We start from the raw sequence: 24430 nt of genomic DNA, 5'->3' as shown, positions 1-24430 counted from the left end.
TGCGGTGTTCAACAGTTTTGAAAGGAGGTGATCCAATGTCTCATGGAGCCAAGCCGGTAGCCGTTCTGTTCGGTCTCGCCGCCCTCCTGACGGCGGGGGTCGCCAGCGCGGATTGCTCCTCCAGCCACAGCGCCAGCGCCGGCACGCAAAAGCCGGCCAGCGACACGGTCGCCACCGGCGACCGGGCTTCGGGCAGCACCCGCGGCTGATACCAGCAACGCAACACCGGCAGCACCATGCCGAACGGGCCGTTTCCCATCCGGGAAGCGGCCCGTTTCTTTTTGGTGCCCTGTGGACGGACCGAAGGTTCTCGTTCCAGTTTGTCCAGATAGTCCTGTCATCATGCTGTGCCCTTCTGGTCCATGAAAGATTCGTTCACGAATAATGCTGTCTCGGAAGCGGTGCTGTACTGCGGTCTCCATGGGCGTTCGGCCCCACGAAACCTCAACGACGTGGAGACCTCATGCAGTACCGACACAGCTCCGGAGTCGACTTGGGCTCGACCTGCTGCGGAAGCCCCCGGCACCGCTCCCGCCGGACCTTTCTGACGATCGCCGCGCTGGGCGCCGGGGCCGCCATGGTGGCGCCCCTGACCACCGGCGCCGCGCGCGCCGCCCAGCCCGCCGGCGAGGTGGACGCGCTTCTGCTCTCCTGCATGGATTACCGGCTGATCGACGACATCGGCCGCTACATGGACGGGCGCGGGCTGACCAACCGCTACGACCATGTGATCCTGGCCGGCGCGTCGCTGGGCGCCCTGACCGACCAGAAGAAGGCGTGGGGCGAGGCCTTCTGGGATCATGTGGCGGTCGCCAAGCAGCTGCACCGGATCCGGCGCGTGATGGTCATGGACCACCGCGACTGCGGCGCCTACCGCGTCTTCCTGAAAACGGACGTCGCGGCGGACCCGGAGCGGGAGACCGCCGTTCACGCCGACCAGCTCCGCGCATTGGGCGCCGCGATCAAGGCGCGGCATCCCGATCTGGAGGTGGAACTGCTGCTGATGGCGCTCGACGGCAGCGTCGAGTCCATCGCCGAATCCGCCTGAGGACAGGCGGCGATTCCGGCGGCGCCGGAGCTAGGGACCCCCCCTCGCTCCGGCGCCTTTATAATTCGTATGCGAAATAGTCGGTTGAGCGCCGTCCCTCCTTTTGGTAAACGCAAGGTAAGGATGTGGCCGGCGGGGTAGCGGGGCACCGCTGCCGCGGATACGACGGCGTGCATCGGACCCGGGGTGCCATGCGTCCCTTGGGAAGTGCAGGGTCGTGCCGTTCCCTTCCGCCGTGCTTTTCCCAGGCTGCCGATGAGCATTCTCACACGCCTTGTCCTGCTCGTCCTCCTCGCCAGCCTGCCGGCCATCGGCATCCTGGCCCACAACAGCCTGACCGCCATCGAGGCGGGGGAGCGGCAGGCCGAGGCGGAGGCCCGCCGCCTTCTGACCCTCATCCAGGACGAGCAGCAGCGGGTCGTGGAGGGCATGCGCGGCGTGCTGGTGACGATGGCCGAGATGGCGCCGCGGCTCGCTGTCGACCCCCAGCAATGCTCCTCCACCTTGAACCGCCTGCGTGGCCGGCTGCCGCGGGTGAAGGGCATCGCCCTGACCGATCTCGACGGCTCGGTCCGCTGCGCCAGCGATGCGAAGCTGAACGGCCTGATGGTGGGGATGCTGCCGCACATCCGCATGGCGCTCTACGGGCATGGCTTCGTCGTTGGCGACTATGCGGTGCGGCGGCTGGACGGTCGGCCCGTGCTGCCCTTCGCGGCGCCCTACACCGACGGGACGGGCCGCATGGCGGGGGTGGTGTCCATCGCGCTCGACGCCGGATGGCTGCGCGAGTATCTGGCGGAAAAGCCGCTGCCGCCGAACGCCATGCTGGTGCTGGCCGACCGCAACGGCACGCTGCTGGGCCGCTTCCCCGGCAGCGACGACCAGCGGGTGGGCAAGCCGCTGCCCGAACCGCTGATGGCCCTGCTGAGCGCGCCGTCCGACGGGGTGGCGGAGGTTGCCGGCCTGGATGGCGAGCCGCGGATCCTCGCCTACGCCCCGGTCGACCAGAAGGTTCGCGAGCTGTTCCTGGCGGTCGGGCTGGATCGGACGGAGGCGCTGCGCCCCGTCACCGCCGCGGCCGAGCGGAGCGCCTTTCTGCTGGCGCTGGCGGCGGCGCTGTCCCTGGCCGCGGCCTGGATCGGCGCGCGCCTGTTCGTGCTGCGCCCGGTGGCCCGGCTGAAGCGGGTGGTCGAGCGCTGGAGCGCCGGGGACCGCAACGCGCGGATCGGCCGGCCGGGCGACCGCTCGGAGATCGGTGCCTTGGGGCGCGCCTTCGACTCGATGGCGCAGGAGCTTCAGGCGCGGGAGCAGGCCCGCGACGCCGCCCACGCCGCCGAACACCGCATGGCCGCGATCCTCGCCGCCTCCACCGACGCGGTGGTGGAGCTGGACCATGAGGGCCGGGTGACCTTCGCCAACGACAAGGCGGCGCGCCTGTTTGGCGACGGTGGGGACCTCGTGGGGCACGTCTTCGTGGCGTTGCTGCCGCCCGGCGTGGTCGAGCCCTTCGCCGCGCGCCTGCGCGACGCGCTGGCCCGGCGGGAGCCGGAGGAGTTCGAAATCCGGCTGGCCGGCGGAAAGGAACAGGGCAACGGCGACGGCAGCGGTGGCGACTGGTACGCCCTGCGCCTGTTCGCCACCGGCGACCGGCTGGCCGTCTACGCCCAGGACGTGACCCGCCGCAAGGAGGATGAACGGGCCATCCGGCGCGCCGTGGAGCGCCACCGCTCGCTTCTGGAGACCGCCGCCGACGCGATCCTGCTGGTCGACGCCAAGGGCACGGTGCACACCTACAACCGCGGTGCGGAGCGCATCTTCGGCCATGGTCCGGCCGACGCGGTCGGGACGGACGTGTGCCGCCTGATCCCCGGCGGCCTGATTGCGGAGCCCCTCAGCCCGGACCGGCTGGCCGACGGCGTCGCCCGCGAGGTCGAGGGGCGGCGGCGCGACGGGCTGGCGGTGCCGCTGGAGCTGTCGCTGTCGGCCTGGAGCGACGGCGGCGACCGCTTCTTCACCGCCATCCTGCGCGACATCACCGAGCGCAAGCGCACCGAATCGGCGCTGCGCCGCGCCAAGGAGCAGGCGGAGCGGGCCAACCGGGCCAAGTCGCGCTTCCTCGCCGCGGCCAGCCACGATCTCCGCCAGCCGGTGCAGTCGCTGTTCTTCCTCACCTCGGCGCTGGGCGAGCAGACGCAGGGCACCCCGGGCCACGGCACGCTGACGACCATGCAGCAGGCGCTGGAGGCGTTGAAGCGCCTGCTCGACGGCCTGCTGGACATCTCCAAGCTCGACGCCGGGGTGGTCGAGCCGGTGACCACCACCGTGGCGATCCAGCCCCTGTTCGAGCGCCTCGCCGCCGAATACGCGCCGGAGGCGGCGCGGCGCGGTCTGACCCTGCGCGTCGTCCCGACCACGCTCCACGCGCGCAGCGACCCCATGCTGCTGGAGCGGGTCGTCCGCAACCTGCTGGACAACGCCTTGCGCTACACCGGGCGGGGCGGGGTGCTGCTGGGCGTGCGGCGGTCGCGCCGCCGTTTCCACATCGCCGTGTGCGACAGCGGCGCCGGCATCCCGCCGGACCGCCAGGAGGATATCTTTGAAGAGTTCACCCAGCTCGGCAACCCGGAGCGCGACCGCGAGAAGGGGCTGGGCCTCGGCCTCGCCATCGTGCGGCGGCTGTGCGCTCTGCTCGGCCATTCCGTGGCTCTGCGCTCGCGGCCGGGCAGCGGATCGACCTTCCTGGTCACCGTTCCCGCCGCCGAGCCGCCGAGGCCCGCCGTGACGACGGTTCCCGCGGTCGGCCGGACGGAGGGCGGCGGGTGCCGGCTCATCCTGATCATCGACGACGAGGTGATCATCCTGATGGGGCTGCGCGCCATGCTGGAGGGCTGGGGCTACGAGGTCATCGCCGCCACCGCCGGGGACGAGGCGATCCGCCTGCTTGACGAGGCCGGGCGGCGCCCGGACGTCATCCTGGCCGACTACCGGCTGCGCCACGGCAAGACCGGGCCGGAGGCGTTGCACGCCATCCACGCCCATTGCCGGGCGTCGATCCCCAGCATCATCCTGACCGGCGACACCGCCCCCGAACGCATCGTCGAGGCCCAGCGCAGCGGCTTCGCCATCCTGCACAAGCCGGTGTCGTCCCATCACCTGAAGCAGGTGGTGGCCGAAGCCGGGGGCCGCTGAGGGCACCCGGCCTCGGCTCCGCTCACCGAACCCGGACCAGCGCGTGGCGCTTGCGGCCGGCGGACAGGCGGATGAGACCCTCGCCGTCCAGGTCCGCCGCGGTCACCAGCGCCGCCTCGTCGGTGACGGGGGTGCCGTTCACCCGCGCCCCGCCGTCGCGGATCAGCCGCCGCGCCGCCCCCTTGGACTCGGCGAGTCCGGCGGCGGCCAGCAGGTCGGCCAGCCGGACTCCGGCGGAGAGATCGGCGCGGGCGGCCTCAACCGTCGGCAGGCCGTCGCCGGACCCGGCCTCCTCGAAGACCCGGCGGGCGGTCTCCCCGGCCTCGGCCGCCGCCGCCGCGCCGTGGCAGAGGACCGTCGCCTCATGGGCGAGGATCTTCTTGGCCTCGTTGATCTCCGATCCCTGGAGCGCTTCCAGCCGGGCGATCTCGTCCAGCGGCAGTTCGGTGAACAGGCGCAGGAAGCGGCCGACGTCGGCATCCTCCGTGTTGCGCCAGAACTGCCAGAAGTCGTGCGGGCTGCGCCGGTCGGCGTTCAGCCACACCGCCCCCGCCGCCGTCTTGCCCATCTTGGCGCCCGACGCGGTGGTCAGCAGCGGCGTGGTCAGACCGAACAGCTCCGTCCCGTCGACGCGGCGGGCCAGTTCGATCCCGTTGATGATGTTGCCCCACTGGTCCGACCCGCCCATCTGCAGCCGGCAGCCGTGGCGGCGCGACAGCTCCAGGAAGTCGAAGGCCTGGAGGATCATGTAGTTGAACTCCAGAAAGGTCAGCGGCTGCTCGCGATCGAGCCGCAGCTTGACGGAGTCGAAGCTCAGCATCCGGTTGACCGTGAAATGGCGCCCGATGTCGCGCAGCATCGGGATGTAGCGCAACTCGTCCAGCCAGTCGGCGTTGTCGACCATCACCGCGCCGTTTCGCTCTTCATCGCTGAAGGACAGGTATTGGGCGAAGGCCCGGCCGATGCCGCCCATGTTGGCGGCGATCTGCGCGTCGTCCAGCATGGGCCGGCTGGTGTCGCGGAAGCTGGGGTCGCCGATGCGCGTGGTGCCGCCGCCGATCAGCACGACGGGCCGATTGCCGGTCTTCTGGAACCAGCGCAGCACCATGATCGAGACGAGATGCCCGACATGCAGGCTGTCCGCCGTGGCGTCGAAGCCGATGTAAGCGCCGACCGGTCCCTGGCGCAGCAGGGCGTCGAGGCCCGACAGGTCGCTCCCCTGATGCAGGAAGCCGCGCTCGTCGAGCACGCGCAGGAAGTCGGACTGGAAGGGGCTGGAAGCGGCAGGGGTCGCCATGGTGCTGATCTCCAGAAGGGAAGGGCCGCGTCCCGGAGATCATCTGTCGAAGCACATGCCGCCGGTCAGCGGCGGCATGGTTCATGTGGTCAAGACTGAACGCGCCGCCCTATGGGAGCAGCGGATAATAGCGGCTGGAATGGTGCGTGCGCGTCGTCATGGCCGGAAAGCTAGGCGCGCCGGAACGGGGCGTCAAGGGTGGATGACGCGCCGGCCACGGCCATCCCAATTGGCCAAATAGCCCTCTCCCCTCTGCTCACGCGCAAACGAAGTTTGCGCTGACGCGACAGGCGGACCCTTGGTCCGCCGAAAGCGGGGAGAGGGTGGCCCGGAGGGCCGGTGAGGGGGATGTTGCAAGACGATACGTCCGGCAAAAGCACACCCCCCTCACCCTAACCCTCTCCCCGGAGGGGAGAGGGGACTTCAAATGCGATTGCCCTGACGCGCCGGTGCCGACCCTTTGTCCAGTGACCGGCTATGTGGGCTCTGGCGCTCACCGCGGCCATGCCGCATAAAGCCCGTCTTCCCCCTGACGGGAGGAAGGGCTTTTCGCTTCCGGGGACCTGACCATGAGCGCCATCGCCGAAGCCGCGCCGGCCAAGCTGAACCTCTATCTGCATGTGGTGGGCCGCCGGGACGACGGCTATCACGAGCTGGACAGCCTCGTCGCCTTCGCCGACGTGGCGGACCGGGTGACGGTGCAGCCGGGCGTGGCGCGGATCGCGCTGCGCGGGGTGGACATGCCGCCGGTCGGGCCGCGGCTGGCCATCTCCGGCCCCTTCGGCCCGGCGCTGATGGGCGAGAACCCGGCGCAGAACCTCGTCATTCGTGCCGCTTACGCGCTGGCCGCCCGGCTGGGGCGCGAGGCCGACGCGATGATCGCGCTGGAGAAGATTCTGCCCATCGCCTCCGGGATCGGAGGCGGTTCGGCGGACGCCGCCGCGACGCTGCGCGCCCTGGCCCGGCTGTGGGGCGTGCCGGTGACCGACCAGCGCCTCTACGAGGTCGCGGCGTCGCTGGGTGCCGACGTGCCGGTCTGCGTCGCCGGGCGGAGCTGCTATTTCGGCGGCGTCGGGGAGGTGCTGGAGGAGGCGCCGGCCCTGCCGGAGACCTTCGCGGTGCTGGTCAACCCCGGCGTGCCGGTGCCGACCCCTGCGGTGTTCAAGGCCCGCCGTGGAGCCTTCTCCACCCCGGCCCGCTTCACCGGGGCGCCGGCCGACGCCGCGGCGCTGGCCGCGCTGCTGAGGGAACGGCGCAACGACCTGACCGAGCCGGCGCTGACCGTCGCTCCGGTGATCGCCACGGTGCTGGCGGCGCTGGACGGCACGGACGGCTGCCTGCTGGCCCGCCTGTCGGGCAGCGGAGCGACCTGCTTCGGCCTCTACGCCGATGCGGAGCGTGCCGCCGACGCTGCCCGGTCGATCCAGGCGGCGCAGCCGCGCTGGTGGGCGAAGGCCGCCCGCCTGCTGCCGACCCCGGCGGACGCGCCGCCGCTGCCCAAGGGCCTGACGGCACCGTCCGCGGTCACCACGGCCCCGGCGCCGCCGGTTCCCTTCCCGGACACCGGCGGCTGGGGAGTCGGCTGACCTTCCTATAAGTTCAGCAACCGCCGCCGCGGGTCATCGCACCGCCCAGCATGGCGCCGCCCAGCGTGCCGGCGGCGGTGGCCGCCAGCTTGCCGTCGCCGCGCCCGAACTGCGAGCCGACCAGCCCGCCGACGGCGGCCCCGCCGAGCACGCCGATCAAGTCGCCGTCGAGCGGCCCGCACTCCACCACCTGCGGCGCGGCGCGGACCACGCGCGGGCGCTGCTGGACGATCACCGGCGGCGGCTCCTCGATGTAGACGGGGGCCGGGGCGTAATGCACGACCGGCGGCTCCTCATAGACCACCACCGGCGGGGGGCGGCGCACGATCACCACGCGGCCGTCGCCATAGCCGCCGTCGATGTAGCCATGCTCGTAATAGCGGGGCCGCTCGTACCGGTCGCGCTCGTACCGGTCGCGGTCATGGCGCTCGCGCTCGTGGTGGCGCTCCTGCTTGGCGCGCCAGCCGTGGGCCGGCGCCCAATCGGGCGGATCGGCGAGAACCGGGGACGCTCCAGCGCCCAAGGCCGCCACACCGGCCAGCAGCGCGATGGCGAGGGATTTGGGGGTGAAGCGGATGTGCGTCATGATGGCTCCAGGATACGTCTCACCCGAATGAACATCCGGGGGCGGCGCTTTCATCCATCCAGCGGCCGCGGCAGGCGTGACCTTTTTGGGGTGCGCGAAAGGGGTAACCCACCCTTGGGCCGCCCCGCCGTGCGCCTCAGGCCCACACCGGTTCGGGAAGGCTTTCCGTCAGCAGCGTGGTGACCATCTCCACCCCCGCGCTCCGCGCCGCGCCGCCGATCAGCAGCGCCAGCTCCGTCTCCGGCAGGGACGGCAGGCCGTCCGTCACGCCGAGGAAGCGAGCGCCGGGCGGCAGGGCGCTGTGGGGAAGCACGCTGACGCCCAGCCCGCCGGACACCGCGGCGCGCACCCCGGCGTGGTTGGGGCTGGAATAGGCCACCCGCCAGCGCCGCCCGGCGCGCTCCAGCTCATGCACCGCGCGGTTGCGGTAGACGCAGCCTTGGGGGAACAGCACCAGCGGCAACGGGTCCTCGCGGTGCAGGTTCTCCGCCGCCGGGCCGACCCAGCAGAGCGGCTCCCGCCACGCGCGCCGCGCGCCGGGGTAACCGGGTTCCTGCTTGACCAGGGCGATGTCGAGGTCGCCGCACTCCACGTCGGCGCGCAGCCGCACCGACAGGTCGCAGCGCACGTCCAGCCGCAGCCGCCGGTTCGCCCGCGCGAAGTCGGCGAGCAGGCGGGGCAGCCGCTCCACCGCGTAATCCTCCGGCACGCCAAGCCGCACCACCTCCGCCGCCGGGCGTCCGGACAGCACGGCGTTCGCCTCGTCGTTCAGCGCCAGCAGCCGGCGGGCGTAGCCGAGCAGCCGCTCGCCGTCGTCGGTCAGCGCGACGGCGCGGCTGTTGCGGTCGAGGAGCGGCCGGCCGACCTGCTCCTCCAGCCGGCGGATCTGCTGGCTGACCGTCGATTGCGTCTTGTGCACCCGTTCGCCGGCCCGCGTGAAGCCGCCGGCGTCCACCACCGAAACGAAGGTGCGCAACAGGCCCAGATCCATTTCGCGCATCGGATCGACCATTCATGTTTCGAATGCAATGGATCATATCATCCAATTTCCAAATGGAAAGGCTCCGCGCCATCCTCTCTCCAACGCACAGCCTTCCGCATGGGAGAGGACCGGCCATGACGCACGCCGCCACGCACGCCGCCGCACACACCCTACCCCTGACCGACCCGCGTGCGGCGCCGCTCGCCCTGGTCGTGCCCTTCTGCCTGGCCTGGAGTTCGGCCTTTGCCGCGGGGAAGATCGGTTTGGCCGACTGCCCGCCGCTGCTGTTGCTGGCCTTCCGCTTCCTGATGGCCGGGACGCTGCTCGCCGCGGTCGCGGCGTGGCGGGGCGAGTATCGGGGAATGGCCGGGCGGACGCTCGGCCTGCTGGCGCTGCTCGGCCTGCTCAACCACGCGCTCTATCTGGGGCTGAGCTACAGCGGCATGACCCACGTGTCGTCCGGCCTGACGGCGCTGATCGTCAGCGCCAACCCGGTGCTGACCGCGGCCCTGGCCGCCTTGCTGCTGGGCGAGGCGATGACCCGGCGCAAGGCGGTGGGGCTGGCGCTGGGGGTGGCCGGGGTGGCGTTGGTGGTGCGCGGGCGTCTGGGCAGCGGGACGGACGCGCCGCTGGGCATCGCGCTCGCGGTCGGCGCACTGGTGGCGCTGTCGGCGGGGACGCTGCTCTTCAAGCGGCTGGCGCCGCGGACCGGGCTGCTCGCCGGCACCGGGGTCCAGGTGCTGGCGGCCGGCCTGGCGCTGCTGCCCCTCGGGCTGCTGCTGGAAGACGCCGGGTCGATCCGGCTGACCGCCGGCTTCGCCGGGTCGCTGGTCTATCAGGCTTTGGTGGTGTCGATCGGCGGCTACCTGCTGTGGTTCCGCCTGCTGCAGCGGACGAGCGCCACGGAGGCCAGCGCCTATCATTTCCTGATGCCGCCGCTCGGCATGCTGTTCGGCTGGGCGCTGCTGGGCGAAACGGTGCAGCCCTGGGACCTGCTGGGCATCCTGCCGGTGGCGCTGGGCATCCGGCTGGTGACGCGGGGGTAAGGGGCGCATCCCGGCAAAAGGGATACGCCTTTCGCGGGGGATCAGGTTGCGCCCTACGATTGTTACGTTTTCATGACGCCCCACTCTCCATCGTCCTGTTGTTGAGGCCCACACGCCGGGAGGCCCGCCATCACGACCGCCGTCTCGCCCACCCTGGTCCTGATCGACATCCTCGGCGCCGTGGCGCTGCTGCTGTGGGCGCTGCGGCTGGTGCGGACGGGTGTCTTCCGGTGGGGTGGGGCGGCGGTCCGCCGCTGGGTCGGCTACGGCACGCGCAACCGCTTGGCCGCCTTTCTGGCCGGCATCGCCGCCACCATTGCAGTGCAGAGCAGCACGGCGACCGCCCTGATGACCGCCTCGATGGCCGGGCAGGGCTTCATGACCACCCCGATGGCGCTGGCGGTGATGCTGGGCGCCGATGTCGGGACCAGCCTCGTCGCCCGGCTGCTCGCCATCGACCTGCACTGGCTGTCGCCCAGCCTGCTGCTGCTCGGCGGGGCGCTGCACGCGCTGGGCGGCGAGCATCGCGGCCGGCGGGCGCTGGCCCGCATCCTGGTCGGCATCGGGCTGATGCTGCTCGCCCTGAAGCTGCTCGGCACGGCCACCCTGCCGGTCCGGGAGTCGGCGCTGGTCCAGGCGATGCTGGAGGCGCTGGGCGGCGAGCCGCTGTTCGCCCTGATTGTCGCGGCGGCGTTGACCGCGGCGGTGCATTCCAGCCTCGCCACGGTGATGCTGGCCGGGTCGCTGGCCGGGGCGGGGGTGATCGGGACCGAGACGGCGGTGGCGCTGGTGCTGGGCGCCAATCTCGGCGGCGCCATCCCGGCGGTGCTGGCGACCTCGACCGACGGCGCGGTGGCGCGGCGGGTGCCGCTGGGCAATCTGCTGGTGCGGGTGACCGGGTCGCTGCTGGCCCTGCCGCTGGTGCCGCTGGCCGCGTCGTTCCTGGCCGGGATGGCCCCGCTGACGGCGGTGGTCAGCGCCCATGTCGCCTTCAACGCGGCGCTGGCGCTGCTCTTCCTGCCGCTGGTGACACCGCTCGCCCGGCTGACCGAAGGGCTGCTGCCCCAGCCGGAGGACGCGGGCGAGGACGCGGCGACGCCCCGGCATCTCGATGAATCGGCTCTGGAGACGCCCTCCGTCGCCATCGCCGGCGCGGTGCGTGAGACCCTGCGGCTGGGCGATCTGGTGGAGGACATGCTGTGCCGCAGCCTGACCGCGCTGCGCCAGAACGACGAGCGCCCGATCGCCGAGGTCAGCCGCGCCGACGACCGGGTGGACCGGCTGCACACCGCGCTCAAGCTCTACCTCGCCAAGCTGGGGCGCCGTCACCTCGACGCCGAGGAGACCCGGCGGGTCGACGACCTGATGGCCTTCGCCATCAACCTGGAGCACATCGGCGACATCATCGACAAGAGCCTGATGGAACTCGCCGCCAAGCGCATCCGCCACCACCTGCATTTCGCCCCGGAGGATTTCCGCGAGGTCGAGGAGCTGCACCGCCGCACGGTGGAGAATCTGCGCACGGCGCTCGGCATCCTGATCGGCGAGGACCGGCGGCTGGCCCGCCAGCTCATCGCCGGCAAGGACGCGGTGCGGGCGCTGGAGCGCACCGCCACCGCCCGCCACCTCGACCGCGTCCGCCGCGGCGATGCCGCCAGCATCGAGACCAGCGCCCTGGTGCTCGACATCCTGCGCGACCTGAAACGCATCAACGCCCATGTCGCCGCCATCGCCCTGCCGATCCTCGATCAGGTGGGCGAGCTCAGCGAAAGCCGCCTGAAGGTGGTCGGGCTGCCCCGGCTGGAAAGCCGCGACGTGTAGCGGTGGGGGAGCGCCGCGTTACCGCGGCATCTCCCCGGTCAGGGTGGCGCTCAGCCCCTGCAGCAGGCCGAAGCGGCAGCCCTCGCCGAAGGTGGCGCGCAGCCGCGCCGGGTCGCCGATGGACACGCGGATGTCGCCCGCCCGCGCCGGCTGGTGCAGGCGGCGCACCCGGCTGCCGCACAATTCCTGCAACACCTCCAGCAGCATCAGCAGCGAAGTCGGGCGGCCGGTGCACAGGTTGAAGACCTCCGCCCCCTCGGGGCGGCGCTCCATCGCCTTGACGAGGAAGCGCACGACGTCGCCGACGAACACGAAGTCGCGGACCTGCTCGCCGTCGCCGAAGATCGTCACGTCCTCGCCCTGCGCCACGCGGCGGGCGAAGATCGAGATCACCCCGGAATAGGGCGAGGACGGGTCCTGCCGCGGCCCGTAGACGTTGAAGAAGCGGAAGCCCGTCGTCGGCACCCCATGGATGGCCCAGGCGACGTTGGCGTGCAGCTCGCAGCCCAGCTTGTCCACGCCATAGGCGGACAGCGGACGCGTCGCGGCGTCCTCGCGCAGCGGGGTGGCGGTGTTGTCGCCGTAGACCGCGGCGGAGGAGGCGTAGACCACCGGCACCGGGTTGCCGTTGCGGGCGCTGCGCGCCGCCTCGAAGACGGTGACGGTGCCCGACAGGTTGGTGCGGTGGGTTTCCGCCCACAACTCGCGCGAGCGCTGGACGGAGGCGACGGCCGCCAGATGGAACACGCCGTCCACCCCCTGGATCGCCTGATGGACCGCGTCCGGATCGGCGACATCGCCGACCACCAGCTTCGCCAGCAGCGGCTTGTTCTCCAGGCGGCCGGTGCTCATGTCGTCCAGGATGGTGACCCGGTGCCCGTCGCCGATCAGCCGGTCGGCCAGATGCGATCCGATGAAGCCGCAGCCGCCGGTCACAAGAAAATGGGCCATCCGCCGTCCTTTCCACCTTCGCAAAGCATGGAGTCATAGTGGCGAGGGGGTGTGGAACCGACCAGACCATCTTAGGGGTAGGGAATGGCGCATGGGGTGCGCCGATCCTGGCCGTTCGGGGTGGGATGCCCCGAATCGGTGTCGTTTCAGGGGCGTTCCCCGGCACCCTCGCGGCGGGCAGGCGGAACCGAGGGTTCAACAGCCTTATCCACCATCTTATGCACTTTTTTGTGGATAACTTCGGTCAAGAGGACCGGTGGCCACCCTGGTGCCTCCTGGACACATTGTGTGCTGGAAGACACAGCGTGTTGGGGGCCAAGCCGTGGCCTTTCGGACGACGGCTGGTCGGCCCGTTTTCAGCCGGCCTCGGTGTCCTGCGACGCGGACAGCAGGCGGGCCACGGCCTTGCGCAGTTCCTCGTTGAGGAAGGGCTTGTAGAGCACGGCGTCCGCCGCGAACATCTCGGCCATCTTCAAGGCATAGCCGGCGGGAAGGTTCGGTGCCCCACCCGACATGGCGAGCACCTGCGCGCCGGGATTGCGGGTGCGCGCGGCCTTGATGACCTCCACCCCGTCGGCTTCGGGCATCAGCACGTCGGTGACGATCAGATCGAAAAGCGCGCCGCCGTCGAGCAGGGCGATGGCGACGCGGCCGTTTTCCGCCTCCACGACCTCATGGCCCGCCTGTTCGATCACTTCAGTGACCGCCAGCCGCACGGCGGCCGAATCCTCAACGACCAGCACCTTCGCCATGAACCAGCATCCCATGTGTCGTTTGGCCCGGTCCGCCGGGTGGGGCGGTGGGCAGGTCGATGATGAAGGACGTTCCGCGTCCGGGGGTGCTCTCGACCCAAACATCGCCGCCCCCGTTACGCACGATACCATATACCACCGAAAGCCCAAGCCCCGTCCCTTTGCCAACCGGTTTGGTGGTAAAGAATGGATCGAACACGCGCAAACGTATTCCCTCCTCCATCCCCGTGCCGGTGTCGGTCACGGTCAGCCGCACATACCGGCCTTCGCCGAGCTGGCGGAGGGTCGTTTCCCGCTCCTTGATGGTCAAAGAGCGCGCGTCGATGGTCAGGGTGCCGCCCTGCGGCATGGCATCGCGGGCGTTCTGGATCAGGTTGAGGAGGACCTGGGTCAGTTCGGTCGCGGTGATCGTCACCGCGTCCAGGCCGGGCTCCAGATGGGTGTGCGTTCCGATGGACGGCGGCATCGACGGGGCGGCAAGCTCCAGGGCCGACCGGACGGCGTCCTCGAGGTTGCCCGGCGGCGAGTCCGCCACCTCGACGCGGGCGAACTGGAGGACGTCGCGCATGATGGTGCGGGCTTTCACGCCGCTGTCGTGGATGGCGTTCAGATAGGCCTGGAGCTTGCGGTCCTCCCCGGCGCGGCCGCGCGCCAGGTCGGACAGGCTGATGACCGGTTGCAGCAGGTTGTTGATCTCGTGGGCAAGGCCGCCGACGAGGCTGCCGAGCGCCGCCATGGTCTGCTTCTGGCGCGCCGCCTCCGCCGACTGGCGCCGCGCGCTGATGTCGCTGGTCGTGCCGCGGTAGCCGAGAAAGGTGCCGTTGCCGTCATAGCGCGGCGTGCCGCTGACCATCACCCAGCGCGCGGCGCCTCCCGGCGATTCCAATGGGAAGGACAGGCGGCGGAAGGGCTCCCGCCGGTGCAGCGCCTCGATCAGGATGGGGAAATCCTCCTCGGGGCGGTTGCGGTCCAGAAGATCGGCGTGGGTGAAGCCCAGAAGCTCCGCCCCGCCGCGTCCGGTGGACTCCTGGGCCCGTGGCGACAAAGCGGTGAAGCGCCCGCGCTCGTCGGTTTCCCAGAACCAGTCGTTGGAGCATTCCAGGAGCGCCCGCCAGCGCGCCTCGCTCTCGCGCAGTTCGGCGGTGCGGGTGGCGATCAGCGACTCCAGCCCGCTCAGATGGTCGCGCAGGGCCTCCTCGCTGCGGCGCATCCGGTAGAAGGCGAGGTCGTAAGGGTTGCGCAGCGCGGTGACGATGATCGCCCGGTAGAGCAGGTAGAAGGACAGGATCTTGATGAAATGCCCAAGCGCGTTCACCACCCCGTGCGGGTGGTTGTAGAGCGTGAAGATCAGCTCCTGCGGGGCCAGCAGGGCGATTCCGGCGAAGGTCAGGCCGAACACCCTGGGCTCGAACTGCCGGCGCTTGCGGCACAGCAGCAGGCAGGCGGCGACCGCCGCGGCGCTGAACGTGTACTCGGCGCCGATCTTGAAGGGCGTCAGCCCGAGCCCCGGAACGAAGGCGTCCGGCATGATGTCGAAGGTGAAGATCGACAGCAGGCTGCAGGCGACGACGGTGGCCTGGATCAGCAGCACGTCGCCGGCGCGCAGCCGCGTCTCGGTCAGCAGCGGGGCGGCCAGGAACACCGAGGCTTGCAGGCCGCGGGCGGCGATCCACAACTGGGTGGATTGGTTGGGGCTCGCCTCGCCGATGACGTTCATGCCGGGAAAGGCGATGGCGTGGAGCAGGTCCAGCAGCGCGATGCCCGGCATGGACAGGCCGACGAAGGCAAGAAAGGGCGACTGGTTCGTATCGCGCGTGTTCCAGGCGATCGTGAAGATCGTCATGGAGATGGCGACGGCGAACAACTCCACGCAGAGATGGAACAGCAGGTAATTGTGGCGGACCAGCAAGGCCAGGACCGTCGTGACGATCAGCAGGGCCGCCAAGCCGGACAGGAAGGAACGGTCTCCGAGCCATCGGGCAAACATCGGCGGGATGGCGGACGGCTGGGTTCCGCTCATGAACGGTCGGCTCCGCGGTTGACGGGAGGAGCGGCCCACGGATGGCCCGGTCAGCCGGCCGTGCACGCCGCCGGACCGATCAACACACCAAATCCCGTCGCGGTGCAAGCCGGACGTTGACCACGTTCAGCGGTCGCGACATTTCCCCACGACAGGGCAATGGCCGCCGTCCTGTCCTCGGGGCATGCGCTGATCAGCGGGAACAGCGCCGGAAAATCAGCCTTCTTTGGCCGGATGGACCGGAGGAAGGTCGAAGGGGGTGCTGACGAAGGGATCGCCGCGGCCATGGCCGGCGCGGTCGTGACCTTTCTCGGTCGCCGCCTTGCGGTAGTAGCCGACGATGAACACGCGGACCGCGTTGGCCAGCGACACGGCGTTGCCGCGCGACCGGCGGGACTGCGAATCCAGGCGGTCCTTGAGGTCGCTGCACAGCTCGTCCACGGTCAGGTCTTCGCGGTGGCAGATGTCGTCCAGCGCCTCCCAGTAGGACGGCTCCAGCCGAAGCTGCGTCGGGCTTCCGAACAGCTTGACGGTGCGTGCCACCAGAGGGATGGCGTTCAGCGGCGATGGTGCGTTGGACGCCTGTGAATCCTGACCCGACATAGCCCTGTATTCCTTGACTGTCAGCCGTGTTTCATGTCGTGCAGCCAATATAGCGTGATTGAAAAAATTTGCGACGATAAAACTCAGCGGGTGTGCTGAGTGGCCTTATGGCACGTCGCCCGACTCTCCCGCCATATCCTTAAGCATGTATAGATTGGTGACGACAATAAAACCTTTGTTATAGGTAATCGCTCCGGCGCTGCGCAATGCACGCAGGCTTTTGTTCACCATCTCGCGCGTGACACCAAGCATCGACGCCAGCGCCTCCTGGGACACCGGCTGGTTGATGCGCAGCCCGGCAGGCGTCTTTTGCCCATAGGTGTCCGCCAGCAGCAGGATACGCCGGGCCAACCGGCGCGGCACGTCGTGGAAAACCGCATCCTCGATGTTTTCCGACACCCAGCGCAGCCGTTCGCACAGCACACCCATCATGCGGATGCACAGCGAGGGGTGCCGCTCCAGGAAGGAGATGAATTCCGGACGGTCGATGCGGAACAGTTCCGCCGGGCGCAGCGCGGTGGCCCCGGCGGTGCGGTCCTTGCCGTCGATCAGCGCGATCTCCCCCAGCACGTCGCCGGGATTCAGGATGTTGAGCAGCATCGTCTTCCCGTCCTCCGACGAGGTCGAGACGGCGATCTGCCCCTTCATGATCGCGTACAGGCAATCGCCGGGATCGCCCTTGCTGAAGACGGTCTGGTTTTCGTGGAACCGCGAGACCCGGCCGAGCGTGACCAGCTCCTGCATCCGGTCGTCGTCAAGAACCCCCAACATGCGGTTGCGCCGCAGGATGCCGGCGACGTCCTTCAGTAAGGCCATGGCGCTCGCGGTCCCGGTTGAGTTCCGTCGGACCGTTGATGGCACCCGGCGGACGATCAGTCCAGCGGATTCCCCATCCGGTGGTGCGCGCCGTCGCGCAGGGCACGGTCCCACAGCGCGGTGTGCTCGAAATGGAAGCGCGCCTCGGGCGCCCGCCCGCCGTCCGACGCCCAGCGCCCCATGGTCCGGAGCAGGTCGAGCGCGTCCTCGCGCTTCTGGTCGCAGCGCCCCGTGGGCAGCCAGTGGCGCAGATCGGCGAGTTCCTCGTCCGGCAGGCCCTCGGCGGCGGCGAGGCGGAACACCCGGCCATAGCCGCGCTCGCGGTAGGGCAGGGCCTTGGCGATGGCCTCCAGCCGCCGCGCCGTGGCGGCGGGGACGACGCCCTCCTGCGCCGCGTCGGCCAGCGTGCGGCGGATGTTCACCATCGCTTCGGACAGGCCGGGATAGCCGAGTTCCGCCGGGCCATGGATCACCGCCACCTCGTCGTCGTCCTCCAGCCGCCCGTCGCGGAAGGCTTCGAAGACGGCGCCGACGCCGATCATGCCGAACGGGTGCAGTTCCGCGGCGCGCAGGGCGCCCATGCTGGACGCCCCGAACACCGCCACGCCCTGGTGGATGGCGTGCAGGATCTCCTTGTGCCAGACGGAGGGGATGTTCTCGAAGTAGCCGTCGACGATGCCGATCGCCCGCGGCTTGCGCGCGCACAGCCGGATGATGTCGCCCTGGGCGACCGGCGGCAGGTAGGTGGCGTCGAGGCGCCGGGCCGCATCGGCGCGGGACAGTGTGGGACCGAGGAAGAGGTAAAGGCCGTCCGGCGTCTGCATGGGAGTCTCCGCCTTCGCTCTCATTATACTCTGCATACTCTCTACGGCCGCGGCCGGCTTCACAGGCCGGCCACGGCGCGCGCCCGGGCGCCCATCGCGTAGTCCGGGGAGGAGTCCAGCCCCTCCAGGCCGGGAATCACCAGACGGACCACGGCGATGCCGAACTCCGGCTTGGTCAGGTCCACCGCCACCGCCTCCTCGATGCCGGCGGCGCGCAGCCGGTCGAGCTGGCCGGCCAGATCCTCCTCGATGGTGCGTCCGGCGAGGCTGGGGAGGGCGGCGAAGTCGCGGCGCCCGGCGCCCCCGGTGATCAGCGCCGTCCAGCGCGCGTGCTGCACCGGGGCGAGGTGGCGTTCGTACTCGGAGCGGGGCATGTCGTCGCGGGCCCCGGCGATGAAGGTCAGCCGGCTTTGCGCCGCTTCGGTCAGGGCGCGGGACAGCGCGATCTCCGGCGCGGCGTGGCAGCCCATGCCCATGGCCGGGCGGACGCTGTGCTGCGGCGAGTCCTCGCGCGTCGCGATGCGGCAAAGGATGGCCGGGAGGCCGATGTCGCTGGTGATGTCCCACAGGCCGACCGCGACGCCCGCGTCGTCGAAGCGGTCGAGCAGGGAGCGGCAGACCGGATCGGCGACGCTGTCGGGGTCGATGCGGGTGGCGGCCTGGGCCTCCGGGGAGGCGAGGCGCCACAGCGTGGCGGCGTCGCGCTCGACCAGTTCGGTCATGGCGTGCGCGGTCGCCTCGGCGAGGCTGTTGCCCGAGGCCAGCCCGTTCGACCCGGCCAGGAAGCAGCCGGACCCCGGCGGCATCGGCAGCGTGAAGTTCAGATGCACCGTCTCGAAGGGCACCCACATCCGCCCGCCGCCCAGCAGATCGTCGCCTTCGATCCACAGCATCGGGGTGTGCGGGGTGAATGCGCTGGTCGACAGCCGCGGCAGGCGGGTCACGTCCACCACCCGGTGGGTCCAGCGCAGCTCGTCGTAGCTGGCGTATTTCAGGGGTAGGGTGATGCGTTCGGCGTGGTAGCTCTCGATCGCCTCCATGACGCCCGACGCCTTGGCGGCGGCCAGCGTGACGCCCTTGCCCTGGGCGACGGAGACGGACCGGGAATTCGGCCGGGTCACCATCACGACCGGGATGCCGACGCGGTCCAGCCCGGTGACGTTCGCCACCCGCGTGATGCCCATGACGGGCAGGAAGGGGGTGACGCGGGCCAGCGTCCGCTCCGGCGTGGCGATCCGGTGGGTTCCGGTGGTGTGCACCTTCAGCGGCTGGTCGGACATGGCCGGGTCCCGGACAAGGCCGCGGACGAAATCGAGGGGCATGGGAAAGGGTCTCCGCCTTGGGACGCCGCCACGGGATGCCCGTGGTCAATCCGGATCGAAACCGGCGAAGCACGAGAGCCGGGCGGGGACCGTGGCAGGCCGGCCAGGGAAACGCCGGCCGCCACGGCCCGAAGAACAGGCCCGACGGACGGGCCCAGGCGGGGTCGCCCCGCCGGTCAGAGGCCCGGGGTGATCGCGTGGCGGGCGGCCTCGTGGTCGTCGCTGTTGAAGCCGCGGCGGTCGCCGATGCGGGCGGCGGCGGTCAGCGCGGTGGCCGGCTCGGCAACCTCGGTCACGCCCTGGGCGGTCACGGCGAAGAGACGGCCGTCGGCACCACGGATGAGGGCGGTCTGGTCGATGATGGCGGTCATGGGAACAGCTCCTGGGCGTGGGGTTTCGAGGAACCGCGGAATACTGCGGTATGTCGAAACCTTGGCCGCTATGACCCGTCCGGACTGTGAAGAACTTCACATGCCGGACGCCCGTTGCCTGGGTAAAAATCGCTTACACGCGCACACACGCATGTTTAGTCCCGGAAAAAATCCGGCGACCCCGGGAAAAATTCGCCAGGCCGAGAAGCGGCCAGCCGAGACAGGAGCGTACCGATGAAGTTGGACCGCCGCATTCCCCGCAGCCTCGACGAGATGGCCGACCTCAGCTCGCTCACGGCTCCGCCCGCCGTGGTGACGCGCTCTCTGACCATCGGGGGGCGCCGCGCCAGCCTGCGGCTGGAGGCGACGATCTGGGACGGGCTGAAGGACATCGCCAAGTCCCAGGGCCGGTCGCTGGAGGCGCTGTGCGCCGACATCCATGACAGCCGGACGGAGGGCATCCCCTTCGCCACCAGCGTCCGGGTCTATGTGCTGAACCATTTCCGCAGCACCGCCGCGGGCACCACCACGCTGGTGGCCTGACGGCCCGGCGGGGTCGTCACCGGATCACATCAGGCTTGGATCACGTCAAGCTGGTTCACGTCACCGGGCTGGAGGCCGCGAGGCAGCGGCGGAAGGTCCGGCAGCGGTCGGCGAGCGGCAACATGGACAGCTGGCGGCTCATCGTCTCGGCGGCCGCCAGATGCTCCATGGCCTCGTGATGCTGGCCGACGGCGGTGAAGGCCTGGGCCAGGGCGAGGTGTGACCAGCCCTGCTCGGACAGTTGGCCGGCATCCGTGGCGATGCCCAGCGCCTTGGCGGCGCAGCCGATCGCCGTCTCATGCTGCGCCGTTTCCAGGGCGAGGTCGGACATCCAGTTGAGGATGCGCGGCCTGGGCAGCGAGTGATTCAGGATGTGCGCCTGCTCCAGGCTGGCGTTGAGCAGCCGCGCGCCCTCCACGGCACCGCCGGTGCGGGCGATGGCGTAGCCCAGCGCCCCCAGCGTGATCGGCTGGAAGATGTGCAGGCGCGTCGCCTCGGTGATCGTGATGGCGTCCTTCAACAACGGCAGCGCCTCGGCGAAGCGCTCGCCGATGATGTGGACCAGCGCCAGATGGACCTTCACCGACGACACGGAGAAGGCGTGCCCGACCTCTTCCGCGATGTCGAGGGCGTGGAGCATCACCCGGACGGCCTCCTCGTCGCGCCCCAGCTCGGCGAGGCAGCGGCCTTGGTAGGCGGCGGTGATGGCGACCGCCACCGCGGTCAGGCCGAACCGCGCGCGCGGGGCGTGGGCCAGCGCCAGGCTGCGCGCCTGCTCCAGCTTCTCCTGGGCCTCCGGAAAATGGCCCTTGTCCACCAGCATGCCGCCCAGCCGCATCAGTCCCTGGATGCGCAGCTCCATCGTCCCGCGGTTGCCCAGATGGTCGAGCGCGCTGCGGCTGAGCGCGATGGCGCCGTCGAGCACGCCGTAGACCCACTGGAAGGACGCCTTCAGCGAAGTCGCGCGGGCGTAGCGGATGCGGTCGTCGATGCCCAGCGCCATGTCCCGCGCCTCCTCCAGCGGGTCGCCGGCCAGCTGGCGTCCCTGCGGCAGCAGGACGAGGGGAATGCCGACCCACAGGTCGATGCGCCGCTGGGTGTTGCGGCGGGTGTCCGGCAGATGGTCCAGGGCCTTCAGCGCCTGCTCGTAGAAGCGTCCGGCGTCGAAATGCTTGCAGCGCATTTCCGCGCGGCGCCCGGCGCGGCGGCCGTAGGCGCAGGCGAGCGGCCAATCCTCGGCGTAGAAGGCGTGATGGGCGATCAGCTCCGCCCGGTTCGGCAGGTTGCGGTCGGACCGCCGGCGCAGGGCGTGCAGGACCCGCCCGTGCAGCGGCTGGCGCTCCCGCTTGGTCAGGGTGGCGTAGGCGACCTCCTGGACCAGCGCGTGGCGGAAGGTCAGCTCCAGGTTCGGCAGCAGGCGGGAGCGCGCGAAGAAGCCGCTCTGCTCCAGCCGGGCCAGGGCCGCGGGCAGGTCGGCGGCGGGAACCGGGGACACCGCGCGCAGCAGGCCCAGGTCGACCGAGGTGCCGATCACCGCCGCGTGCATCAGGACCCGTCGCGGGCCGGGGTCGAGCGCGTCGATCCGCGAGGCCAGAAGGCCGTGCACCGTGGCGGGCAGGACCATCCGGGCGTCGGTCTTGCCCAAGCTGTAGCGTCCCGGGCTGCCGACGATCACCCCGGTGGTCTCCAGGGTGCGCAGCGATTCCTCCAGATAGAGCGGCACGCCCTGGCTCTGCGTCGCGACGCGAGCCTTCAGGTCGGCCAGCGACGGGCTGTGGCCGAGCCAATGGTCGAGGAACTCGTCGGCCTGCAGCGGCTCCAGCGGTTCGAGCGTGATGGCGTGGACGGTGTCCGGCGCGGACCAGCCGGCGGGCGCATCGGGCCGCGAGGTGACCAGGACGAAGACTCGGGCGTCCTCCGCTCCCTCGGCCAGGGCGTCGAGCAGGCGGTTGGTCAGTCCGCGCGTCCAGTGCGCGTCCTCGACGAGGATCAGCAGCGGGCGCTCGACGGACAGCTCGCGGATCGCCGCGACCAGCCCCTCGACGCTGAAATCGGCCTTCTGGGCGGGGTCGAGCCCCTGCCACAGCGGGTGGACGGAGGGCTGGCCGAGCAGTTCCCGCATCGCCTCACCGGCCAGCTCGCCGCCGCTGCGCGCCGCGGCGGTCAGCCGCGCCACCGCCACGCCGTCCCCCGCCGGGCCATCCATCGCTCCGCAGACCGCCTGGGCCAGGCAGCGGGCCGCCGCCTCCAGGTCGTCGGGATCGCCCAGGCGGCGGATCGGGAACTGCGGCCAGATGGTCGTGGTGAAGGCCGCCGCCTCCGGGCTGCGCATCAGTTCTCCGGTCAGCCGGGATTTGCCGATGCCGGCCTCCCCGATCAGGATGGCGCAGGCGCCCTGGCCCCGCTCGGCCCGCCGCAGCGCGCCGGTCAGCAGAGCCAGTTCGGGCTGGCGCCCGACGAACAGGGTGCCTTCGGCGGACAGCAGGTCCATCGCCGTGCGGCGCATCGCCTGCGCCGCCTCCAGCGCGAAGGCGGTCACCGGCTCCGCCGCGGCGGACAGGCGCAGCGTTCCCGCCGGGCGGACGGTCAGGCCCTTGGGCACGAGGTCCAGGGTCTCGCGGCTCAGCAGCACGCTGTTGGGGTTCGCCCGCTGCTGCAGCTTGGCCGCGACATGCACGGTCTCGCCCACCGTGCGGTAGTCGGTCCAGACGCCCGTCTCGATGATCTGGGCCACCACCTCGCCCGAGCTGATGCCGATCCGCATCTTGAACTCGTCCGAATCGATGGCCGAGCGGGCGATGTCCTGCGCGGCGAGGCAGGCGCGCAGCGCGTGGTCCTCCAGCGCCGAGGGAGCGCCGAACACCGCCATGATGCCGTCGCCCAGCACCTGAGCCACCGTCCCGCCGTAGCGTTCCACCGCGTCGGTCAGGACCTGCAGGATGGTGAGGAGGGTCTGGTCGGCCTCCTCGGGGTCCCGGCCCGACACCATGCTGGAGGATTCGACGATGTCGGCGAACAGGACGGTGACGACCTTGCGTTCCGCGCTGTTGCGCCGGGCCGCCCCGCCCTCCGGCGCTTCGGGGGGGCGGGCGGCGTCGGGGGCGGGCACGACACGGCTCGACGCCTCCCGAGGCGCCGTCATGGGCATCGGTTGCGGTCCGCCCAAGTCCATGTCCGTTCCGGCCATCGAAGCCCCCCTGCGGAGCGTCATCGGCATGTTAGAGGAAAGAAATTCAAATGCGCAGACATTCAAAACAATGGATTGGCAATTTTGTTCTGAACAAGGCAGCGTAACATATGTTGGTATGCTTTCTTATGCAATCCGCAAGCGGCGGCCCGGCCCGCGCTGCATTCCCGCCGTGCCGAGGCGGCTTCACCGCAAGGATTGGTGTCGCGTGAAAAAATAGGCTTGCCTTGGCCGCCGCCGAGGCGTATACGGGCGCTCCTCCGCTGGAGCGGCGCGGGCGTAGCTCAGGGGTAGAGCACAACCTTGCCAAGGTTGGGGTCGAGGGTTCGAATCCCTTCGCCCGCTCCAGATCACAGTGCGGACGGTACGAAAAAGGGCGGCCTCTCGGGCCGCCCTTTTCGCGTGTCGGAGTCTGCCGGGAGGCCGGCCGGTGGCGGACCCTTCGGCCCGCCGTGCCCGGTTCCGGCCCCGCCGGGGGTCACCACAGGGCCAGCGACACTTCGTAGAAGAGCGCGCCGACGATGGCGGTTGCCGGCAGGGTGATGACCCAGGCCATGACGATGCCCTGCGCCAAGCCCCAGCGAACCGCGCTGGTGCGGCGGGCGGCGCCGACGCCGATGATGGCGCCGGTGATGGTGTGGGTCGTGCTGACCGGCACGCCGAGCCACGTCGCGACGAACAGGGTGATGGCCCCGCCCGTCTCCGCGCAGGAGCCCTGGACCGGCTTCAGGTCGGTCAGCTTGGAGCCCATGGTCTTGACGATGCGCCAGCCGCCGAACAGCGTGCCCAGCCCCATCGCCGCCTGGCAGGTGATGACCACCCAGAAGGGCACGTGGAAGGTATCGCCCAACAGGCCCTGCGAGTAGAGCAGGACGGCGATGATGCCCATGGTCTTCTGCGCGTCGTTGCCGCCGTGCCCCAGGCTGTAGAGCGCGGCGGAGCCGATCTGGATGTGGCGGAACAGCCGGTCGACCGCGAAGGGCGTGCTGCGCCGGAACAGCCAGGACACCGCCACGATCATCACGCTGGCCAGCAGGAAGCCGACCACCGGCGAGACCACGATGGCCGCGGCGGTCTTCGCCAGACCGGACACCACCACGGCGTCCAGCCCGGCCTTCGCCACGCCGGCCCCGACGAGGCCGCCGATCAGCGCGTGGGAGGAGCTGGAGGGGATGCCCAGCCACCAGGTGAAGACGTTCCAGACGATGGCGCCCATCAGCGCGCCGAAGATGACGTGCGGGTCGACCACCCCCGCCCCGACGATGCCGGTGCCGATGGTGGTCGCCACATGCAGCCCGAAGAACAGAAAGGCGATGAAGTTGAAGAAGGCGGCCATCGCGACGGCGGTCCGCGGCTTCAGCACGCGGGTGGAGACGACCGTTGCGATGGAGTTGGCCGCGTCGTGCAGCCCGTTGAGGAAATCGAAGAGGAGGGCGACGCCGATCAGCCCGATGAGGATGGGCAGGGCGAGGGAAGCGGCTTCCAT

At 70.6% G+C, this 24430-nt stretch carries 20 protein-coding genes and 1 tRNA gene; 8 read left to right on the top strand and 13 right to left on the bottom strand.

Annotated elements, in window-relative coordinates:
- Nucleotides 1–35 precede the first annotated feature (35 nt).
- The 3 genes from ACWPN5_RS22765 to ACWPN5_RS22755 all read left to right on the top strand — a co-directional run bounded on the left by ACWPN5_RS22765 (nucleotide 36) and on the right by ACWPN5_RS22755 (nucleotide 4237).
- Nucleotides 36–209: a hypothetical protein gene (locus ACWPN5_RS22765; RefSeq protein WP_155903579.1), complete on the top strand. Its 174-nt coding sequence runs from the start codon at nucleotides 36–38 to the stop codon at nucleotides 207–209.
- Nucleotides 210–463: 254 nt separating this feature from the next.
- On the top strand, nucleotides 464–1048 hold the full coding sequence (locus ACWPN5_RS22760; protein WP_492297511.1) for a carbonic anhydrase: 585 nt from the start codon (nucleotides 464–466) through the stop codon (nucleotides 1046–1048).
- 255 nt (nucleotides 1049–1303) lie between these two features.
- Entirely contained in the window at nucleotides 1304–4237 is a 2934-nt protein-coding gene (locus ACWPN5_RS22755; protein WP_492297509.1) for a PAS domain S-box protein, read from the top strand.
- 22 nt (nucleotides 4238–4259) lie between these two features.
- Here the strand turns inward: ACWPN5_RS22755 and tyrS are convergent, their stop codons facing one another.
- Nucleotides 4260–5534 (bottom strand): tyrosine--tRNA ligase, encoded by a 1275-nt coding sequence (tyrS, locus tag ACWPN5_RS22750; RefSeq protein ID WP_492297507.1) that lies wholly within the window; start codon nucleotides 5532–5534, stop codon nucleotides 4260–4262.
- A gap of 569 nt (nucleotides 5535–6103) precedes the next feature.
- Between tyrS and ACWPN5_RS22745 the strand changes: the two genes are divergently transcribed.
- Nucleotides 6104–7120 carry a 4-(cytidine 5'-diphospho)-2-C-methyl-D-erythritol kinase gene (locus tag ACWPN5_RS22745; protein ID WP_492297506.1) on the top strand — a complete coding sequence of 339 codons (1017 nt, stop codon included), beginning with the start codon at nucleotides 6104–6106 and terminating at the stop codon, nucleotides 7118–7120.
- A 13-nt stretch (nucleotides 7121–7133) separates the two neighbouring features.
- Here ACWPN5_RS22745 and ACWPN5_RS22740 read toward each other — a convergent pair whose 3' ends face one another.
- A complete protein-coding gene (locus tag ACWPN5_RS22740) occupies nucleotides 7134–7706 on the bottom strand; it encodes a glycine zipper 2TM domain-containing protein (RefSeq protein WP_145681085.1) in 573 nt (190 codons plus the stop codon).
- Nucleotides 7707–7842: 136 nt separating this feature from the next.
- On the bottom strand, nucleotides 7843–8706 hold the full coding sequence (locus ACWPN5_RS22735; protein ID WP_492297504.1) for a LysR substrate-binding domain-containing protein: 864 nt from the start codon (nucleotides 8704–8706) through the stop codon (nucleotides 7843–7845).
- Nucleotides 8707–8822: 116 nt separating this feature from the next.
- Between ACWPN5_RS22735 and ACWPN5_RS22730 the strand changes: the two genes are divergently transcribed.
- Entirely contained in the window at nucleotides 8823–9734 is a 912-nt protein-coding gene (locus ACWPN5_RS22730; RefSeq protein WP_492297503.1) for a DMT family transporter, read from the top strand.
- 180 nt (nucleotides 9735–9914) lie between these two features.
- Entirely contained in the window at nucleotides 9915–11555 is a 1641-nt protein-coding gene (locus ACWPN5_RS22725) for a Na/Pi cotransporter family protein (RefSeq protein ID WP_492297502.1), read from the top strand.
- 18 nt (nucleotides 11556–11573) lie between these two features.
- Here the strand turns inward: ACWPN5_RS22725 and ACWPN5_RS22720 are convergent, their stop codons facing one another.
- The 8 genes from ACWPN5_RS22720 to ACWPN5_RS22685 form a co-directional block, all read right to left on the bottom strand.
- Nucleotides 11574–12506 (bottom strand): NAD-dependent epimerase/dehydratase family protein, encoded by a 933-nt coding sequence (locus tag ACWPN5_RS22720; RefSeq protein WP_492297501.1) that lies wholly within the window; start codon nucleotides 12504–12506, stop codon nucleotides 11574–11576.
- 356 nt (nucleotides 12507–12862) lie between these two features.
- Nucleotides 12863–13258 (bottom strand): response regulator, encoded by a 396-nt coding sequence (locus ACWPN5_RS22715; protein ID WP_247888121.1) that lies wholly within the window; start codon nucleotides 13256–13258, stop codon nucleotides 12863–12865.
- Nucleotides 13236–15278, bottom strand: a complete 2043-nt coding sequence (locus ACWPN5_RS22710; protein WP_492297499.1) for an MASE3 domain-containing protein — start codon at nucleotides 15276–15278, stop codon at nucleotides 13236–13238. Before ACWPN5_RS22710 ends, ACWPN5_RS22715 begins: the two co-directional genes overlap by 23 nt.
- Nucleotides 15279–15494: 216 nt before the next feature.
- The gene (locus ACWPN5_RS22705; protein WP_492297497.1) at nucleotides 15495–15881 is read right to left on the bottom strand and encodes a ribbon-helix-helix domain-containing protein; all 387 of its coding nucleotides are present in this window, start codon (nucleotides 15879–15881) and stop codon (nucleotides 15495–15497) included.
- 105 nt (nucleotides 15882–15986) lie between these two features.
- On the bottom strand, nucleotides 15987–16697 hold the full coding sequence (locus ACWPN5_RS22700) for a Crp/Fnr family transcriptional regulator (RefSeq protein ID WP_145681077.1): 711 nt from the start codon (nucleotides 16695–16697) through the stop codon (nucleotides 15987–15989).
- Between the two features lie 56 nt (nucleotides 16698–16753).
- Entirely contained in the window at nucleotides 16754–17521 is a 768-nt protein-coding gene (locus ACWPN5_RS22695) for a TfuA-like protein (protein ID WP_145681076.1), read from the bottom strand.
- Between the two features lie 59 nt (nucleotides 17522–17580).
- Nucleotides 17581–18843 (bottom strand): YcaO-like family protein, encoded by a 1263-nt coding sequence (locus tag ACWPN5_RS22690; RefSeq protein ID WP_492297495.1) that lies wholly within the window; start codon nucleotides 18841–18843, stop codon nucleotides 17581–17583.
- A gap of 176 nt (nucleotides 18844–19019) precedes the next feature.
- Nucleotides 19020–19214, bottom strand: coding sequence for a hypothetical protein (locus ACWPN5_RS22685; RefSeq protein WP_492297493.1), 195 nt, complete (start codon nucleotides 19212–19214; stop codon nucleotides 19020–19022).
- 234 nt (nucleotides 19215–19448) lie between these two features.
- Here ACWPN5_RS22685 and ACWPN5_RS22680 point away from each other — a divergent pair, with 234 nt between their 5' ends.
- Nucleotides 19449–19757, top strand: coding sequence for a ribbon-helix-helix domain-containing protein (locus ACWPN5_RS22680; protein WP_145672829.1), 309 nt, complete (start codon nucleotides 19449–19451; stop codon nucleotides 19755–19757).
- 55 nt (nucleotides 19758–19812) lie between these two features.
- On the opposite strand, the gene ACWPN5_RS22675 is transcribed toward ACWPN5_RS22680, so the two are convergent.
- The gene (locus ACWPN5_RS22675) at nucleotides 19813–22899 is read right to left on the bottom strand and encodes an ATP-binding protein (RefSeq protein ID WP_492297490.1); all 3087 of its coding nucleotides are present in this window, start codon (nucleotides 22897–22899) and stop codon (nucleotides 19813–19815) included.
- Nucleotides 22900–23217: 318 nt separating this feature from the next.
- Between ACWPN5_RS22675 and ACWPN5_RS22670 the strand changes: the two genes are divergently transcribed.
- Nucleotides 23218–23292 (top strand) — tRNA-Gly (locus ACWPN5_RS22670).
- Nucleotides 23293–23422: 130 nt separating this feature from the next.
- Here ACWPN5_RS22670 and ACWPN5_RS22665 read toward each other — a convergent pair.
- A complete protein-coding gene (locus ACWPN5_RS22665; RefSeq protein WP_145681073.1) occupies nucleotides 23423–24430 on the bottom strand; it encodes an inorganic phosphate transporter in 1008 nt (335 codons plus the stop codon).

It is taken from the genome of Azospirillum sp. UENF 211521 (genome assembly GCF_058780535.1).
The sequence above is the reverse complement of the archived record's forward strand: the minus strand, read 5'-3'. Positions and strand labels throughout refer to the sequence as shown.